General features: G+C 66.4%; 20 protein-coding genes. 7 read left to right on the forward strand and 13 right to left on the reverse strand.

The window, feature by feature from the left end; genetic code table 11:
* Nucleotides 1–58: 58 nt before the first annotated feature.
* Entirely contained in the window at nt 59–484 is a 426-nt protein-coding gene (locus tag F1C58_RS09540; protein ID WP_185200894.1) for a hypothetical protein, read from the forward strand.
* Between the two features lie 184 nt (nt 485–668).
* Here the strand turns inward: F1C58_RS09540 and F1C58_RS09545 are convergent, their stop codons facing one another.
* Both F1C58_RS09545 and F1C58_RS09550 read right to left on the reverse strand, forming a co-directional pair.
* Nucleotides 669–1172, reverse strand: a complete 504-nt coding sequence (locus tag F1C58_RS09545) for a hypothetical protein (protein WP_185200895.1) — start codon at nt 1170–1172, stop codon at nt 669–671.
* 236 nt (nt 1173–1408) lie between these two features.
* Nucleotides 1409–1930, reverse strand: coding sequence for a tetratricopeptide repeat protein (locus tag F1C58_RS09550; protein WP_185200896.1), 522 nt, complete (start codon nt 1928–1930; stop codon nt 1409–1411).
* Nucleotides 1931–2099: 169 nt separating this feature from the next.
* Here F1C58_RS09550 and F1C58_RS09555 point away from each other — a divergent pair, with 169 nt between their 5' ends.
* Nucleotides 2100–2774: an SDR family oxidoreductase gene (locus F1C58_RS09555; RefSeq protein WP_185200897.1), complete on the forward strand. Its 675-nt coding sequence runs from the start codon at nt 2100–2102 to the stop codon at nt 2772–2774.
* Between the two features lie 155 nt (nt 2775–2929).
* On the opposite strand, the gene F1C58_RS09560 is transcribed toward F1C58_RS09555, so the two are convergent.
* Entirely contained in the window at nt 2930–3277 is a 348-nt protein-coding gene (locus F1C58_RS09560) for a VOC family protein (protein WP_185200898.1), read from the reverse strand.
* A gap of 123 nt (nt 3278–3400) precedes the next feature.
* Between F1C58_RS09560 and F1C58_RS09565 the strand changes: the two genes are divergently transcribed.
* Nucleotides 3401–3757, forward strand: a complete 357-nt coding sequence (locus tag F1C58_RS09565; RefSeq protein WP_185200899.1) for a PASTA domain-containing protein — start codon at nt 3401–3403, stop codon at nt 3755–3757.
* 25 nt (nt 3758–3782) lie between these two features.
* On the opposite strand, the gene F1C58_RS09570 is transcribed toward F1C58_RS09565, so the two are convergent.
* From F1C58_RS09570 to F1C58_RS09590, 5 genes are all read right to left on the reverse strand, one after another.
* Complete coding sequence (locus F1C58_RS09570; protein WP_185200900.1) at nt 3783–4712, reverse strand: NAD-dependent epimerase/dehydratase family protein; 930 nt, start codon at nt 4710–4712, stop codon at nt 3783–3785.
* A 231-nt stretch (nt 4713–4943) separates the two neighbouring features.
* Nucleotides 4944–5363, reverse strand: a complete 420-nt coding sequence (locus F1C58_RS09575) for a DUF3566 domain-containing protein (RefSeq protein ID WP_185200901.1) — start codon at nt 5361–5363, stop codon at nt 4944–4946.
* A 228-nt stretch (nt 5364–5591) separates the two neighbouring features.
* Entirely contained in the window at nt 5592–6326 is a 735-nt protein-coding gene (locus tag F1C58_RS09580; RefSeq protein WP_185200902.1) for a glucose 1-dehydrogenase, read from the reverse strand.
* A gap of 2 nt (nt 6327–6328) precedes the next feature.
* Nucleotides 6329–6940: a TetR/AcrR family transcriptional regulator gene (locus tag F1C58_RS09585; RefSeq protein ID WP_185200903.1), complete on the reverse strand. Its 612-nt coding sequence runs from the start codon at nt 6938–6940 to the stop codon at nt 6329–6331.
* The gene (locus F1C58_RS09590) at nt 6940–7686 is read right to left on the reverse strand and encodes an SDR family oxidoreductase (RefSeq protein WP_185200904.1); all 747 of its coding nucleotides are present in this window, start codon (nt 7684–7686) and stop codon (nt 6940–6942) included. The genes F1C58_RS09585 and F1C58_RS09590 overlap by 1 nt, the downstream gene beginning before the upstream one ends.
* Before the next feature lie 114 nt (nt 7687–7800).
* Between F1C58_RS09590 and F1C58_RS09595 the strand changes: the two genes are divergently transcribed.
* Genes F1C58_RS09595 through F1C58_RS09605 form a run of 3 tightly spaced genes read left to right on the forward strand, consistent with a single transcriptional unit; the run spans nt 7801 to nt 10340 of the window.
* Nucleotides 7801–8826, forward strand: coding sequence for an NADP-dependent oxidoreductase (locus F1C58_RS09595; RefSeq protein WP_185200905.1), 1026 nt, complete (start codon nt 7801–7803; stop codon nt 8824–8826).
* A gap of 3 nt (nt 8827–8829) precedes the next feature.
* Entirely contained in the window at nt 8830–9567 is a 738-nt protein-coding gene (locus F1C58_RS09600) for an AAA family ATPase (RefSeq protein ID WP_185200906.1), read from the forward strand.
* Between the two features lie 11 nt (nt 9568–9578).
* The gene (locus F1C58_RS09605; RefSeq protein ID WP_185200907.1) at nt 9579–10340 is read left to right on the forward strand and encodes a putative protein N(5)-glutamine methyltransferase; all 762 of its coding nucleotides are present in this window, start codon (nt 9579–9581) and stop codon (nt 10338–10340) included.
* Between the two features lie 8 nt (nt 10341–10348).
* On the opposite strand, the gene F1C58_RS09610 is transcribed toward F1C58_RS09605, so the two are convergent.
* On the reverse strand, nt 10349–11140 hold the full coding sequence (locus tag F1C58_RS09610; protein ID WP_185204213.1) for an alpha/beta fold hydrolase: 792 nt from the start codon (nt 11138–11140) through the stop codon (nt 10349–10351).
* Between the two features lie 35 nt (nt 11141–11175).
* On the reverse strand, nt 11176–12651 hold the full coding sequence (locus F1C58_RS09615) for an NAD(P)/FAD-dependent oxidoreductase (protein ID WP_185200908.1): 1476 nt from the start codon (nt 12649–12651) through the stop codon (nt 11176–11178).
* A 113-nt stretch (nt 12652–12764) separates the two neighbouring features.
* On the opposite strand from F1C58_RS09615, the gene F1C58_RS09620 reads away from it, so the two are divergent.
* Nucleotides 12765–14030, forward strand: coding sequence for an LCP family protein (locus tag F1C58_RS09620; protein ID WP_185200909.1), 1266 nt, complete (start codon nt 12765–12767; stop codon nt 14028–14030).
* A gap of 6 nt (nt 14031–14036) precedes the next feature.
* On the opposite strand, the gene F1C58_RS09625 is transcribed toward F1C58_RS09620, so the two are convergent.
* From F1C58_RS09625 to F1C58_RS09635, 3 genes are read right to left on the reverse strand one after another with little or no spacing between them, the layout of a single operon-like run.
* Nucleotides 14037–14942: a 2-deoxy-5-keto-D-gluconate 6-phosphate aldolase domain-containing protein gene (locus tag F1C58_RS09625; protein WP_185200910.1), complete on the reverse strand. Its 906-nt coding sequence runs from the start codon at nt 14940–14942 to the stop codon at nt 14037–14039.
* 47 nt (nt 14943–14989) lie between these two features.
* Complete coding sequence (locus F1C58_RS09630) at nt 14990–15478, reverse strand: universal stress protein (protein ID WP_185200911.1); 489 nt, start codon at nt 15476–15478, stop codon at nt 14990–14992.
* Complete coding sequence (locus F1C58_RS09635) at nt 15475–17415, reverse strand: heavy metal translocating P-type ATPase (protein WP_255461054.1); 1941 nt, start codon at nt 17413–17415, stop codon at nt 15475–15477. Before F1C58_RS09635 ends, F1C58_RS09630 begins: the two co-directional genes overlap by 4 nt.
* Nucleotides 17416–17537: the final 122 nt, after the last annotated feature.

The following is a 17537-nucleotide window of genomic DNA, read 5'->3' on the forward strand; positions in this document are numbered from 1 at the left end:
GCTCGAGCTGATGGCCGGAATGCACGAGGAAGATTCTTCTTCGGGTTATCTTGTGTCCATGGATAGAGCAGCTCGTCGAAACCGACGCCGACAGGCCGGCACCCTCTTCGCCGACAGCTACGACGGAATTGGAGCCGAGAGTGCCAGCGGACCGGGCTCTCCACCATTGGCCGTCACTCTCTCCCTGTTCGCACTACAGATTCTCGTCTCCGGCTATGTCATCTTCACTGCGGCGCTCAGCGGCTTCATCGTTGATTCCTGCGGGGAGAGGAACTGCAACTTCCCCTTGATCGAGTTCGCCGGATGGACTGCTCCCCTGGGAATAGTTGCGATCTTCGCATTCTGTGTCGGATTGTGCATTCGCAGGTACAGTCTCAGCCGTGCGACCTGGTGGATTCCCCTCGGGGGTATCTGCGCCTCCCTGCTGGTGCTGCTCGCCTCGATCGGGTTGCTCCACTGGGGCGTCGGCCCAGCGGGCATATAGGGGCGACACCCCTCGCGAGGTCGCATCGGGCGCACACTCGAGGCGCAAGCAGTGAACGGGTTGCCACATCTCGCAAGGGTAAATCACCGGGCAACCGTCACGTACCGACGACCGCCGAGCGCGGAGGCGACATGCTTGGTCGGACGGGGTGTGTGCTTGGTCCCGGCGGTTGTCAGAACCTTGGTCAGTGTCCCGAAACTGCGTGGCAGCCCCCATCGGCGACGAAACCGCCGTCTTCGATCGTCAGTCCCGCCACAGGAGTTATCTCGCCGAACACGCAACCGTTCATTTCTTTCTCTGCCCAGAACTGCACCTCGGTCGCCGGGTCGCCGGAAACCTCGACGAAGGTGAGGCCTTCTGCCTCAAGGGCCGCTTTCACCTGGTCGCTGTTCGGCATAGGGGTGGCTATCGCCTGTAGCGACGATCTCGCCGAAACAAGCGCTCGGTCCAGGATGGCCTGATCTTTTGGCGCCGGCGTGCCCCGAGCCCTGTAGGCATAGTTTGAATCCATGGGCTTGTCGCCGTCGTACATCGCGCAGCCCGGTATGTCGATCTTCTCCGTGCCGGAGTAAGGGCAGGCAACCGACGGGGACGGAGTCGAGACTGCCGATGGGCTATTCGCCGCACACCCCACAAGGCAGAGAGCAAGAATCGCGGCGTGGAGCACAGAAACGCGACGGAGGTTCATTTTCACAGGCTAGCGGGCTGGCGAAGCACAGCGCCAGGATTACCGACGGTGGCCGATCGGCCCGGTGCCAATGAGCGCCGCACTTCGTCAAGGCCCGCGTGGCCAAAGCGGAACGTGCACACGAGAGCGTCAAGTTCCGGCTGACTCTGGCGCGTGAACCATTCGCGAGCGGCACGATATCCGGCTAACCCGAGTTTTGCTGGATCGGGCCTCGTCTCGTCGAGCTTGCGGTCCCGCTATCGGGCGCTCTCGGTTGATCCCGATGAGTCGAGCGATGTCAGATATTCGGCGTTGCCGCGCAGCGCGGGTTTGTAGCGTTCGATCTCTTCCGAATGCACATGGTCTGCGATCAGGGCGAGAAGGCTGCCGAGGGCAGTATTGACGTGTCCGGCCGCATGGAGACTCAGTGCTTCGAATGCGCCGAGGGCAACGGAATCCGGAAACTCCCTGCGCGCCTGCGCAAAGACGGTCACCGACTCATCCAGGCGTCCAAGGTTGCGGAGAGTGCTCCCGTATTGGAGGTAGCACCGGCGACGCACATCCCCGTCAAGCCCTCCGGTCATCGCTCGCTGGTAGAACCCGAGGGCCGTCGTCTCGTCGCCTGCGGTGTCGTACGCACCACCAACTTCGTAGAGAACCCGAGGGTCGAGGGGGTGCTTCTCGTAGACCTGAAGGAGGGCGGCGATCGTCGGCCCCATGTTGTCGCGGTTGCGAGCCGCGAAGATGCGGGCCAGCTCGATGTGCAGCTCTGTACTCATGGGTTGGGTGACTCCTCGGCTCGTTCCAGCCGCGCAGACGCGCGCCCTCAGGCTAGCTGCCAGACTCGAATCATCCGTCGCCGCCGGTTCTCGGTGGGCATGGTGGACATCTTGTCGCCCGCACTGGCCGCTATGGTCGAATCACCACCATCAATCGGAGGACCCCATCGTGCCTGTCATCGCCATCATCGGAGCTGGACCGGGACTCGGAGCTGCGGTAGCGCGACGATTCGGCCGCGAAGGCTTCTCGATAGCCCTGATCTCGAGAAACCAATCGAAGCTCGACGCCATGGCCGCGGAGCTCACCGCGGGCGGCTTGACCGCGCGCGGTTACGCCGCGGACGTGCTGGCACCAGCCGAGCTCGAAGACGCCCTTACGCGTGCAGCGGCAGAGCTCGGACCCATCACTGCGGTGCAGTACAGCCCGCTCCCGTCGCGTGAATATCTGAAGCCGGTGCTCGACCTGACTCCGGAGCTGGCGCAGGAAGCACTGCAGTTCTCGGCCCTCGGACTGATTCGGGCGGTGCGTGCGGTCCTGCCGTCGATGCGTCAGGCCGGGAGCGGCAGCGTCATCCTGGTCAACGGAGGCACCTCAGTGAAGGCACGCGACGACTTCGCAGGCACATCGGTCGCATTCCCGGCCGAGAGTGCCTACGGTGAGATGCTCCACGACGCACTCGAGGGGGAAGGCATCCGTGTCGCGCAACTGGTGATCCCGGGAGGCATCCCCCGGCTTCAGCTCGCCAATGGCATCGACGACGTCGCCGATCGCATCTGGGACCTCCACGCCGTCGCGGGTCCGTTCCGCACCATGCTCATCCCTCTCGAGGACGGCAGAGAGTAGAGACCGGATCGGCCCTCCGAACGTCGCTGAGGGCAGGGGGCGTGTCACTGGCTGCAGAAGGGATCGGGGCTCGGCAATCATCGTCTTGGTCCACGATCACCAGCGAACCGTTGTTCATTCAGCCCGCAGGGCGAGGCATTCGCGACCGAGCATTCCTACCGCGCGGCAAGCACGCAGAACTCGTTTCCCTCCGGGTCTGCCATGACCACCCAGGACGTGCTTCCCTGACCGATCTCGACGCGGCTGGCGCCGAGGCCGATAAGACGCTCGACCTCCGCCTGCTGGTCGTCGGGCACCCAGTCGAGATGGAGCCGGTTCTTTCCCCGCTGGAGGTCGGATACCTCCACAAACAAGATGGTTGGCGTGTGTCCCGGGGCTTGAGCCAGCTCTATCGCGCCACTGTCCTCGCCCACGATCTGCCAGCCGGTGGCGGCGCGCCACCACCGGGCGAGCGAGACACAATCACGGCAGTCGACAACAATTTCCTCCAGACGAAGAGCCATTCCTCACCCTAAGCACGGGGCACACCCGGGCGAGGAAGGGCCCGCCGTCGTTGGCCCCATCGAAAAGCGTTGCCGATCCACGAAAAGGATGCTCTCGTCGTGGGCGACGAGTAACTTGTGAATATGAGCGAGCGGTTTGCAGAGCGGGCCACGGTGCCGGATGTCGTCGGGCTGCCGTTCCATGTCGGCCGTGACCTGGCCGCCGAGTCCGGCGTCTCTCTTGCGAACCCCGATCCTGATGGACCACCGATCGGTGGTCTCGCGTGGCCAGGATTGTTCTACATCACCTCGCAGCACCCGTCCGCGGGCACTGTCGTCTACCAGTGGGATTCCGTCTCTGTCGAGATCGTCGGTTATGGCGAGGCCGAGACGGGCGCGCTTCGCAACTCGCCGGGGGCGCCGCCGGCGGATGTGGCGCATGCCACACCAGAATCCACGGATTTCGTCGACTTGTCCTCGACCGACATCGTTTCCCCCTGAGGCATTTTCCGCTCTCGGCACGGTCTCACTGAGCCGCGATCCAATCGATTTCCTCCGCGAGCAGAGCCAGACCGGTGCCCGCGGGCGCGTATCCCAGTCGGGTCGACGCGCTCGTATCCAGCACGATCGGATGCGCCGTCATCCACGGGTGCCGGCCACGCAACGGATCTGCCGCGCCACCCAGGAGGTCGAGCGCGCCGTTCCAGCCCACGCGCAGGGCGATCGCTCGAACGATCTGCTCTGCCGACGGGGCATCGGGGTCAGCGCTGTTGAGAATCCGAGCGCCCGGCAGCGTGGCGACAGTGGCGATCAGGGCCGCCGTGTTGGAAGCCGCGGTCAGATGGTCGATGCTCTCTCCACGCGCCGCAAGCTCAATCTTCTGCTCGCCTCTCATCATCGACTCGACGAATGAGCGAGTGCGCGGGTTGCGCGCCCACCGCCCGTGGACCTTGGACGGGCGGATGACCGTGATCGGAAGACCGCTGCCCAACGCGACTTGCTCGACGGCGACCTTCGATGGCGCGTATCCCTCGCGGCTGAAGGGGTCGACGCCGTCTGCTGGCCGCACGGTCGGCATGCTTTCGGTTATCGGCACAGGAAACCGGGGCGCATCATGCCCGTTGACGTGGCGGCCATCCGCATCGACGTAGACCGCTCTGGTGGAGATGATCACTGTGCTTCCGACCGATCCCATCGCCGGCAGCAGCGCTCGCACGTCTGCGGCGCGGTAGGCGAGCAGATCGACGAGGAGGGCCGAGTCGTCGCCGACGAGCCTTCCGATCGCCTCGACGTCGCTCCGCTCGATCGAGTGGAAATGGACGCCCCGTGCGGGCAGCTCTGCCGGCATCGACGCGGGGTTGCGACCGGTCACCTCGACCTCGCACCCGCTGGCTGCCAACCTCGCGGCGGCGGCGCCCCCGATGGCGCCCGTCCCGCCCAGAATCACTGCCCGCACGACCTCCCCCTCAAAAAATCTTCAGCCGGCCACCCTACGGCACCGGCACACGACCCTTTGAAGGCCGACCGACGACGTGCTGTTCGAGCATCACGTCCCCGACTGGGACTGTCCGATCCTTCGACAACTCCCGCACCGCTGAACCGAATTCGAGGTCGGGCGTCCGTCTCCGTGGCTGGCGGGGTGGACAGCGGAGCGCTGACCGGCCGTCCGATTGACATTCCGCGGCGCCTACTGGTTGGTGAATCCGACGAACACACCGCCGGTGAGCCGCACAACCAGGTTGTAGAGCACCGCGCTCACCGCACCGAAGATCGTGGTGACGACGACATTCGCCAGCCCGAGCAGTGCGCACAGTTCGAATACCCGATTGAAGCTGAGCAACGATTTCACGTTGATGCCGTTGGTTCCTTCTCCCGCGACGACACTGGCCAGCTGGTCGAGAGAGCCGGTGCGGGTGAGGACGACCCACCCCACCGAACCGAGGAGGATCGTGAACGCTGCGAGAACCACTCCGACGAGCAGGGATACCAGGAGGGCGGTCCTCACATTCAGGTAGACGAGATGCAATCGCACCTGTTTGACCGGCCCGGAGCGACCGCTGGACTTCTGTGCAAGCCTGTCGGCAATGCTGCTCAGGATGGCCTCCACAATCGTCTCATCGCCGCGAACGATGAGCTCATCCCTCGCGTGAGCGGCCAGGGAGTCATCCTCGAACGGCCCCGTGGACCGCGCACCCGCGCCACCGTAGCCTCGCCGATGTCAGAAATCGCTAAGAAATCCACCGTCGGGCTGACCCACCGTCGTGGTCACAGATCGAAGAGATCACCAGCAATCACGTCGACCTGCCGCGCGCGGAACCCGACGACCGCCAACAGCTCAGGAGTGTGGAATCGCCGAGGTCATCCCTCCGTCGACCACGAACTCCGCACCCGTCGAGTAGGCCGACTCCTCGCTGGCGAGGAAGACGACGAGCGAGGAGACCTCCTCGGGTTGGGCCGGTCGGCCGAGCGGAACCTGCTGGCTCGCGAAGTCGAGCTGCTCGGTCATGGGGGTCACGATGAACCCCGGATGCACGGAGTTGACCCGCACGTTGTGGCGCCCGAGTTCCACGGCCACCGACTTGGTGAGACCCCGCACCGCGAATTTCGACGCGACATAGCCGTGCAATCCGGCGCTTCCGCGCAGCCCCTCGACCGAGGAGATATTGATGATGGATCCGTGTTTGGCGGCCTTCATCACCGGAACCACAGCCCTCACCCCGAGGAATGTACCGGTGAGATTCACCGCGAGCACGGCATTCCACATCTCCAGCGTGTACTTGTCGATGGCGGCCATGTTGCCGATACCCGCATTGTTCACGAGCACGTCGACAGTGCCGAAGGCCTCGACGGTGGAGGCGACGACCGCCTCCCATTCGCCCTCTGACGTCACATCGAGGTGCTCGTAGCGCACGGCCGCGCCGAGCTCCTCGGCAAGGGCCCGGCCCTCGTCGTCGAGCACGTCGGCGATCACCACACGGGCGCCCTCCCTGACGAAGGCTCGGGCGTGGGCGGCCCCCATTCCGCGAGCACCACCGGTGATGATGGCGACGGTGTTGGTCAATCGGGACATGGTTACTCCTTCGTCAGGGTGTTGACAGAGTTGTTCGGGATGCCGATGCCGGCGAGAAACAGGTCGGTGAGCTGGGCCGCGATGAGACTGCCGTCTTCCGGGCCATCCGCGGAGTACCACTGCGGCAGGTAGTGCAGGTCGCTGAAGAAATTGGCCACCAGCACGGCCCGGGGGATATCGGTGCGGTACACGCCCTCGCGCTGTCCGGCCTCCACCAGCGACACGAACTGGTCGTTGTACTCACGCCGACGGTGTTTCACTTCGAGTTGCTTCTCGGCCGGCAACATGTGCGCCGAACGGAAGAACACGGTGCCCTCGTCGAGGAATTCGATGGAGGTCTCGATCACGTCGATGCAGGCGGCGCGGAGCTTCTGCTCCGTCGAGTCCCCGGTCGCGACGATCGCCGCGAGGTGCTCACCCTGCAGGGTGAGTAGGTGCTCGTAGATGCCAAACAGCAGCTCGTCCTTCGAGCGGAAATAGTGGTACATCGCGCCCTTGGTGACGCCCGCCGCATCCACGATCTGTTGCACCGAGGTGTTCGCGAAGCCGTTCTTCGCGAACAGGTCGACCGCGGCGGTTCGCACCGCGTCTTTGACACCCGCACTCGTCGCCATCAGGTCACCGGACGGATGGACCCGCCCCCGTCGATCACGATGGTCTGGCCGGTGATCCAGGCTGCATCGCTCGAGAGGAGGAAGGCGACGACGCCGGAGACGTCCTCGGGCACACCCAGGCGGGCGAGTGGATAGATCGAAGCGACGTCCGCCTCACGCCCCTCGTAGAGTGCTTCGGCGAACCTGGTCTTGATCACCGCGGGTGCCACCGCGTTCACCCGGATGTGCGGCGCCAGCTCGAAGGCGAGTTGGGTCGTCAGGGAGATGAGGGCGGCCTTGGAGACCCCGTAGAACCCGATGCCGGGAGCCGCGGAGATTCCCGCGATCGACGCGATATTCACGATGGAACCGTTGCGGGCTCCGATACCGGCCGTCACGGCATCCCGCGACCAGTCGAGCGCGGCCATCACGTTGATCTCGAGAATCTTCGCCATGGCCGAATGCTCGGTATCCAGGGTCGGTCCGAAGCTCGGGTTCACTCCGGCGTTGCTCACGAAGTGGTCGAGCCCCCCGAACTCCCGGCCGATCAGGTCGAAGACCTCGGCCCGGTGGGCGGGATCGTCAGCCTTGCCCGCCACCCAGAGCGCGGACGACCCGAGTTGCGCCGCCGCATCGCGAAGGGCCTCTTCCCGGCGGGCGGTGATGAGCACCCGGGCACCCTCGTCGACGAGCCGCTGGGCAATCGCGAGTCCGATGCCGCGGCTCGCTCCGGTGATGAGGGCCGTGCGGCCGGTGAAGCGATTCACGAGAGCTCCTGACAAGGGAAGACAGACAAACCGACTGTTCGGTATGGCTACCCTAGCGCCGTTCGCTACGCTGGAGGCGCCGGCGCCGATCCCCGGCCGTCGATGGAGACACACATGACCCCCCTTGCGTCCAGCCGCCAATGGCACCTGGCTAAACGGCCCACCGGCACCCCCACCACTGATGATGTGAGATTCGTCACCGTGGAGCTGCCCCCTCTCGCCGAGAACGAGGTGCGGGTGCAGAACGAATTCATCTCGGTCGACCCGTACATGCGCGGTCGCATGAACGACGTCAAGAGTTACGTTCCGCCGTACCAGCTCGACCGGGCGATGGATGCCGACGCGGTGGGCCGCGTAATCGAATCCCGCTCCCCCGATCTGCCGGTCGGCCAGCTGGTGCAGCACTTCCAGGGCTGGCGTGATGTCGCCCAGGGCGACGCGAGCCGGTTCACCGCTCGCGACGAGGTGCCGGGCGTCGCGTCATCCGTCTACCTGAGTGCTCTCGGACTCACCGGCATGACGGCGTGGGTCGGGTTGCTGGTGATCGCCGGGATGAAGCCCGGAGACACGGTATTCGTCTCGGGCGCGGCCGGTGCCGTCGGCTCCGCCGTGGGCCAGATCGCGCGCCTTCGCGGGTCGGGCCGGGTGATCGGCAGTGCGGGCACAGACGAGAAGGTGGCGCTTCTCACAAGCCGTTACGGCTTCGATGCCGCCTTCAACTACAAGAGCGGGAAGGTGTCGCGGATGCTGCACGAGGCGGCTCCCGACGGAATCGACGTGTACTTCGACAATGTGGGTGGCGATCATCTCGAGGCGGCGATCTTCGCCTTCAACGACGGCGGTCGGGCGGCTATCTGCGGAGCGATCAGTTCCTACAACTCCGAGCGGGCCGAGCCCGGTCCGCGCAATCTCGCCATGCTCATCTCCAAGGGGCTCACTCTCAAAGGATTCACCATCCCGAGCTACCAGCACCATGCCCCCGAGTTCTTCCGCGAGATGACCCCGCTGGTCGCCTCCGGCGAGTTCGTCTTCGACGAGACGGTGATCGATGGCGTAGATCAGGCGTTCGACGCCTGGCTGAGACTGATGCGCGGGGAGAACACCGGCAAGATGCTGGTGCGAGTCGACGGAGACGCCTGACCTGTGCCCGTCGACGCAGGGTTCGACCGCTTCCCGATCCGCCGGATCGAGGGACACCCCCTCAATGCCCTGGCGAGGGATGCCTGGCCGGCCACACTCGCGCCGGTGGCCCACCTGCTCGATCATGGCCTCGATCTCGGACCGGCCACGGTCTTCGTCGGCGAAAACGGATCGGGCAAGTCCACCCTGGTAGAAGCGATCGGGCTGGCCTACGGGCTCTCCCCCGAAGGCGGATCCGTCGGCGCGCATCACAGCACCCGGGCATCCGAGTCCGAGCTCTGGGACCACCTCCAGGTCGTGCGAAATGCCGGAGCCACCAAGCGCGGATACTTCCTCCGCGCGGAGACGATGCACGGGTTCTTCACCTACCTCGAGGGGAATCCGAGTCCGTTCCGGGAGGACATCCGCTTTCATGAGAGATCACACGGCGAATCCTTCCTCGATCTGGTGGAGGATCGCTTCACGGGCGCGGGCCTCTGGCTGCTCGACGAGCCGGAATCGGCGCTGTCGTTCTCGGGCTGCCTCGCACTCGTCGGCATCCTCACTCGTCTCCTCGACTCCGGAAAGTCCCAGGTGATCATGTCGACCCATTCGCCGCTTCTCGCGTCGCTTGCGGGCGCGACGATCTATGAGGTGGGCGACTGGGGGCTGCATACCAGCTCGTGGGAAGACCTGCCCCTGGTGCTCAACTGGCAGGCTTTCCTCAGTGCGCCGGAACAGTACCTGCGCCATCTTCGGTGAGTGAGGCGGCAATGACGGTCGACGAGGTGGTCGCGCACTTACGCGCCGCGGGATGCGTCTTCGCGGAAGACGAGGCGGCACTGCTCATCGCGGCGGCATCCTCCCCCGCCGAGTTGAGACAGCTGGTCGACAGGCGCGTCTCGGGGATCCCCCTCGAGCACATCCTCGGCTGGGTGGAGTTCTGCGGCCTGCGCATCGCCGTTGGCCCGGGAGTCTTCGTGCCACGCCAGCGCACCGCCTTCCTGGTGCAACAGGCCATCGCTCTCTCCGCGCCGGATGCCATGGTGCTCGATCTGTGTTGCGGAGCGGGCGCGATCGGGGCCGCGATCGCGTCGCGGCTACCGGGAATCGACCTGTATACCGCCGATATCGACCCGGCGGCGGTCGCGAGCGCTCGTCTCAACATTCCCGCCTCCCGCGTCTTCGAGGGCGACCTGTTCGAGCCCCTGCCGCGACAGTTGCGGGGGCGCATCGACATCCTCGTGGCGAACACCCCCTATGTGCCGACGGATGCGGTGGCCCTGATGCCCCCGGAGGCGCGTCTCTTCGAAGCCCGACTCGCCCTCGACGGCGGGATCGACGGACTGGACGTGCAGCGTCGCGTCGCGGAGGCCGCACCCCTGTGGCTCGCCCGCGGCGGCCACCTGTTCGTGGAATCGAGCGAAGAACAGGCCGAGCTCAGTGCGGCCGTGTTCGAGGCCGCGGGACTCGGCGCATCGATCTCGCACTCTGACGAGCTCTATTCGACCGTGGTGATCGGCACGCTGTCGTAGCGCCTCACTCAGTCGAGCGAGGCGAGGAACGGGATCACGGCGTCGAGCACCTCCGCGGCGGGTCGCAGGGTGTTTCCGTGCGTCCGTCCCGGCAGCGCCCGAAAAGTGGCATTCGGCATGAGCGTCGCCGCACGCTCGGAATCGAGATATCGCTCGTGATCGCGGGTGCCGGCGAGCAGCAGGGTCGGCACGGCGAGTTCGGCGAGCCGGGCGTCCGGAATGCCCGGTTCGAGCTCGACCCGACGAAAATACGCGCGAAGAGCCAGCGGATCGTTGGCGAGAAAGGCTGCGGAGGTCTGTGGATCGATCGGTGCGCCGGCGTGCGCAGCCCATCCGTCGAGGAAGCCGCGCATGCCGCCCGCCCCGAGCGCCCCGTCGTAGCCGGGGAAGAAGAGTTCGGAGACGCTGCCCCCGGGTGCTCGGTACGTGCCACCAGCAGAGATGAGCGAGAGCAGTCGATGCGGATGACTGTCGGCGAGAGAGAATCCGGCGCGCGCCCCGAAGGAGTAGCCGAAGAGGTGAGCCGCGGGCGCCTCGACCGCGTCGAGCACCGCCAGGATGTCCGCGAGGACGAGCGGCATCCGGTACGCCTCGGTCTCGTGGGGCTTGCCGCTTCGGCCGTGCCCACGCAGGTCGATAGCGATCACCCGATAGCGATCCTGCAGCGCGGCCACGTATCCGAATCCCCGCCAGATCGACCGCGAGAGCGCCGAGCCGTGCACGAGAAGCACGGGAGTACCCTCGCCGCGCACATCGAACGCGATCCGCGTGCCGTCGATCGGGTTCACCGTTTCACTCACGGATCCATCATCTCCCGTCGAACGGTGCACTGCGCTCAGCTCTCGAAGGCAACCAGCTGTTGCTCGAAACGGTATTCGGAGCTGTCGAAATGGCGCACCGAACTGCGGAACAGCGCCGCCCGGTGCGGCCAGAGTGTGGTGTTCCTGCCCCCGGAGTCGAGATAGTAGCTCGAGCATCCGCCGCTCACCCAGACCGAGTCCGCGAGGTCGGCCTGCACACGCCGGTTGTACCGCTCCTGGGCTTCGGGGGTGGGCACCACGGATGCCGCGCCGCGCGCCCGCATCGCCTCGAGTGCCTTGAGCACATAGTCGATCTGCGCCTCGATGATGTAGACGATGCTGTTGTGACCGAGCGCGGAATTCGGTCCGACGAGAAGGAACAGGTTCGGAAAGCCCGCGACGGTGGTGCCGTGAAGTGCCTCCATGTGCGGAGACCACGCCTCGGCGAGGGTGACGCCGTCTATCCCTCGCACGAGGCGGGCGACCGAGGGTTCCGTCGCGTTGAACCCCGTTCCTGCGATGAGGACGTCGAACTCCCGCCGTTCGCCATCCGCCGTGACGACCTCGCGTCCCTCCACGGAGACGATCGCGTCGGTGACGAGTGTCACGTTGGACCGGGTCATCGCCCGGTAGAAGTCGCTCGAGACGAGGATGCGCTTGCAGCCGATGCGGTAGGCCGGGGTCAACTTCGCGCGCAGGCCGGGATCCGTGACCTGGCTGTGCAGGTAGCCGGCCGCGAATCGCTGGATGAGTCCACCGATAGCCGCGCTGCGGAATCCCGCGAACCGCGCTTCCGCAGACCGGAACACCCACGCCCGTGCAGCGCGGCGGAGTATGGGCAATCGCCGGAACAGCCTGGCGCGGCGCGCGGTGGTGGGAGCATCCCCCCGCGGCACGATCCAGGCCGGTGTGCGCTGGAACACCGTGAGTTCGCCGGCCGCCTTCTGTACTTCCGGCACGAACTGGATGGCGGATGCCCCGGTGCCGATCACGGCGACCCTGAGGCCCGCGAGGTCGATGTCGTGCCGCCAGCGGGACGAATGGAAGCGCTCGCCCGTGAACCCGTCGATACCGGGGATCTGCGGCCACACCGGATCGATCAGCGGACCGGCACCGGACACGAGCACCGAGGCGGTGAAGTCGCCGGTGCTGGTGCGCAGCCTCCAGAGGGACGCCGAACCATCCCAGGTCGCGTCGAGGAGTTCCGAGTCGAACCGTATTCGCGATCGGATTCCGAACTCGTCGGCAGTCGATCGAAGGTAGGCGAGGATCTCGGGCTGGCGGCCGTAGCGGAACTTCCAGTCGAACGCCGGAGCAAAAGAGAACGAATACAGGTCGCTGCGGATGTCGCAGGCGGCTCCCGGATAGGTGTTGTCCCGCCAGGTGCCCCCGACTTCGCCCGCTCGTTCCACGACCACGAAGTCGTCGATGCCGTGCCGACTGAGCTGGATGGCCATGCCGAGTCCGGCGAACCCCGAGCCGATGACGGCGACCCTCACATGTTCGAGCATGCGCAGATGGTACCCCCGGATTCAGAAAGGCCAGCCCCATACAGCATCTATTGAGGTCTGCTGGGGTACATTTCTGATCGGTGTCGCGTGCGCGGCATGCGGGGGAAGGTCTCATGGGTCGTCGAAGCGCCGTAACAGGCTCTCGTTCGTCGCGCCCGCATGCGCCCATCCGTCACGGACGGCTGCACCGCTCGCACCCCATCGCCTCGATCGCCAAAGTGCTCGCCGCGATGGTCGCCGTCGTGGCCGTCAGCGGAACCGCCGTCGGCGCCTTTGCCGTATACGGCACCGTCTCGAACATCAAGCCGGGCATCCACCTCACCCACGCCGTCGGGGCCAAGCCCGCGCCAGAGGCACCGTCGGTCGGCCCCATCGATGGCGAGGTCAATATGCTTCTCGCCGGCACCGATACCCGCACGGGCCAGGCCGGCTACCAGACCAAAGCCCAGCTGGCCGGAAGCTCCGGCATCGGCAACAACGACGTCACGATGTTGCTTCACGTCTCCGCCGATCACACGAGCGCGACCGTCGTGAGCTTCCCGCGCGACATGGTGAACATCCCGATGTGCGGCCGCAGCACCTCCCCGGCCATGTTCAACTCGACGCTCTCCCGGGGGCTCTCCTGCACAGTGCAGACCGTCGAGAAGATGACCGGCCTCTCGATTCCCTACGCCGGCGTCATCACCTTCGACGGCGTCACCGGCATGTCGAACGCGGTCGGAGGTGTCACCGTCTGTCTCGCAACCCCGGTGAAGGACCCCTACACCGATCCTCAGCTCAATCTGCCGGCCGGACAGCAGAGCCTGGTGGGCGCCGAAGCCCTGTCGTTCCTGCGGAGCCGGCACGGCGTCGGCGACGGCAGCGACCTCGGGCGCATCAGCAATCAGCAGGTCTTCCTCTCGGCCCTCACGCGCAAGATCACCAGTGACGGCGTGCTCAGCAACCCGGTCACGCTCTACAAGCTGGCGAACGCGGCCCTGTCAAACGTGCAGCTCTCGGACACCCTCACCAACCCGACCACGCTGATGTCGATCGCGCTGGCGCTCAAGGGCATCGACCTCAGCAACATCGTCTTCGTGCAGTACCCCACCGGAGCCGATCCCGCCAACCCCAACCGGGTCGTCCCCCTCGTGACCCCTGCGGCCGCCCTGGCCACGGCGCTGCAGTCGGACCAGCCGATAACGCTCACCGGCAAGCTCGGGCGCGCTGCGATCGCCGACCCGACCGCGCCAGTGGCTGGCACTCCGGCACCGACCGCATCCACGGATCCCTCGGCGAGCGCCACCCCGGGCCCGGGTTCGATCGCCCTGCCGTCGACCATTTCCGGCCAGAGCGCAGACCAGACCACCTGCACCCAGGGCTTCACGAACAGGAAGTAGCTCGACTCAGCTGTCCCAGGCGTGCACGAAGTGCGTGTAGTTGTCGGCGACCAGCTGAACGAGCTGCGACTCGGATGCCGTTCCGGCCAGGTGATCCGACAGCGGGTTCTCCCAGATGCTCCGGCCGATCGCGAAGCCCCGGAAGCCCTCGACGACGGATGCCACGCTGAGCCAGTGATCGAGCCGCGGCCGGGAGGCGTCCCTCCCCAGCACGATGCAACTCACCGCAGCGCGGCCGTCGCGCTGTGCCGCCGCGACCACGGCGCGGGCGTCCTGCTCCGACTCCAGTCCCTCGATCTTCCAGATCTGCGGCTCGATCCCCTCAGCCTGCATCTCTTCGATCACCTGGACCGTCAGGCCGGCCCGGACTTCGCGGTCATAGCGGAGGGCATCCGATCCGACCGATTCGAGTTGCGGCGGTGTAGCGGGAACCAGGAGTTCGATCATGAAGGTGCGGCCGGCCGCCCGAAGAGCATTCGACACCGTGATGAGACGGTCGAACTGCAGCACGCGGTTGAATGACCCGTGAGGGTTGTCGCGCACCAGAACCTTCACCTGGGCCGGGGCGAACTCCTGCACGTGTCGCAGCCACTCAGAGTCTCCGAAGGTGCCGTATTCGAGCATGAAAAGCGGCTCCCCGCTGCGCTCGATCGGCATGGCAAGGTCGATACCGGCCTCCTTCGCCCGAACGGCTACGGCCGCCCCGTACCGCTCATCGACGAGGACGCCGACACGCGAGGCATCCACCCCGCCCTCGATCGCCTTCAGCAACCCATCGAAGATGAGCGCCTTGTGGGCGGAGATCGTGGTGATCTGCTCCCTCGTGGGAGCGCCGTCGATGCCGTAGAGATCGCGCAGGAGCGAATCGCGATGATCCATCGCGAGGATGAGCAGGTCCGAATTCGAGTTCACGATGTTGACGGTACTCCGCCGAGCACGGGGTTCCGTGCACGGCCCGATCAGCGCGTCGGCACGACGAGTACCGGGCAGGTCGCCAGCTGCACGCAGTGGCTGCTGACCGATCCGAGAAGCAGCCCGGCGAACCCGCCGAGTCCGCGAGGACCGACCACCAGCATGAGGGCGTGCGCGGCCAGTTGGGTGAGCAGTTGCGCCGGTTGCGCCAGCGCGGCGCGCACCTGCAGGGTCACGTCCGGGTGACGGGCGGCGATGCTCGCGGTGTCGGCGACAAGCATCTTCCGCACCGTCTCCGTCACCTCGTCGAAGGAGGCGACATAGCCGTCGTTGTACAGGGCGCCGTGGGGAGCCGTGTCGATGCTCCAGGTGCGCACCACCACGATCTCGACTTGGAGTTTGGCGGCGAAGTCGAAGGCGACCGCGAGGGCATGGTCCGAGTCTTTCGATCCGTCATGCCCGACCACGATGCTGCCGACCGGGACGGTGAAGACCGGTGCCGCGGCAGTAGTCGTTGCGGGGCTGGTGTCACTCATGGCTGTGCTCCTTCTGTGGGGTGGGGATGCTGTGGGGTGGGGGCGACGAGAGCCGGCTGGGCTCGGTCGGTGTGCTCTGTCGGTCGGATCGCCCGCAGGGCGTTGAGAATGGTCGCGAGGTCGACGACCTCCTGGATTCCTGCGCCGAGGGTGGCCGGGATCACGCCGAAGGCGGCGATGAGCATAAGTCCGATGCTCAGCGCGATGCCCAGCCAGATGCTCTGCAGGGCTATGCGCACGGTGTCCTGGCCGATCCTCACGGCGAGGGCCACCACGGAGATGTCGTCGAGCAGGATCACGGCGGCCGCGGACTCGCTCGCGGCGGTCGCGCCGCGCGCTCCCATGGCGATGCCGACATCCGCCGCGGCGAGCACGGGTGCATCGTTGACCCCATCCCCGATCATGAGCACCGGCCGCGAGGGGATGTCCCGCACGGCGGTGACCTTGTCGATCGGCAGGCAATCGGCGGTGAATCGGGAGATGCCGACCGCGGAAGCCACGTGGGCCGCGGTGGCGTTGGCGTCTCCGGTGAGCATCACGGTCTCGTGCACGCCGAGCATTCCCAATTGCTCGATGGTGGACCTCGCGTTGTCGCGCACGGGGTCGCTCGCGACGACCACGCCGGCGAAACGACCGCCGATCGCGACGTAGATCGCCAACTCCCCCGCAGCCAGATCCACGGCTTCGACGCCAGGTGCCGCAGCAGCGGCGAAGGCGAGTGTTCCGATCTCGATTCGCTGACCGTCGATCGTGGCCGAGACGCCCTGTGCGGCCACCTCCACGGCGTTCTCGGCAGAGGGCAGCACCAGTCCGCGGTCCGCTGCCGAGGCCACGAGGGAGGCCGCGAGCACGTGTGAAGAGAAGCGCTCGGCCGAAGCCACCCGGGCGAGAAGTTGCGTTTCGTCCCAGGGATCGCGCGGCAGGATCCGCGTCACGGTGGGCGCGCCGATCGTGAGCGTGCCCGTCTTGTCGAACACGGCGGTGCGCACCCGGGCAAGGGTTTCAAGCACCCCGCCGCCCTTCACGATGATTCCGTGGTGGGCGGCCCGGCTCATTCCCCCCATGAATGCGACCGGTGCGGCGAGTACGAGCGGGCACGGCGTGGCGAGCACGAGCACCTCGGCGAAGCGCACCGGGTCGCCGGAGACAATCCAGGCCACGGCACCGATGAGCAGCGAGATGACAGTGAAGGGGATGGCGTAGCGATCGGCCAGGCGCACCACGGGCGCCCGATTGGTCGACGCCGCTGCGACCAGCGCCACGATCGCCTGGAATTGACTGTCGCGGGCCAGGGCGGTCGCCACGATGGTCGTCGCGGTCACCCCGTTCACCGAGCCGCTCAACACCGTCTCTCCCGCCATGCGGGTCACCGGCAGGCTCTCTCCGGTGAGGGAGGATTCATCGAAGGCCGCGCTGGCAGACACCAGCTCTCCGTCGACGGGAACCACCTCGCCGGAGCGCACGAGGATCAGGTCACCGACGACCACGTCGCCCGCGGGAATGTCGTCGATGTCAGCGGAGTCGGCGTGTGTGCGGTGCGCGACCTGCGGCTCCCGGTCGAGCAGCGCATCCAGCTCGCGACGAGCCCGGCCCTGGGCGAAGTCCTCGAGGGCTTTGCCCCCCGACACCATCAGCACGATGATGATGCTCGCGAAGAATTCTCCGACCAGCACGGTGGCCACGATCGCCACAATGGCCAGGATGTCGATGCCGACGATTCCCTTGCGCAGTTGCTTCGCCATCGCGACGGCCTCGATGCCGGCGACCACGATCGCGAAGATGCTGAACAGCCACCGGGTGATGTCCACCAGACCGACGAACCAGACGATCATGCCTACGACACCGACGAGAACCGTGAGCGACACGACCGGATAGCGGCGGCCGAACCCCATCGCCGCGTGAAGCAGGTTTCTCGGTCGATCCGGGTGTCGCGGCACTGTCGATCCTCTCGTCGGCTCCCAGCCTCCTGCGTGCCGGCGGCGGCGACCGGGTCGAAGGTCCCGTCCTTCGCGGCGGTAGGGCGAATCGGTGTGTTGTCAACCCCTCCCGGGCGCGGGGG

Source organism: Glaciihabitans sp. INWT7 (genome assembly GCF_014217685.1).
In the GTDB taxonomy this organism is placed as follows: domain Bacteria; phylum Actinomycetota; class Actinomycetes; order Actinomycetales; family Microbacteriaceae; genus Lacisediminihabitans.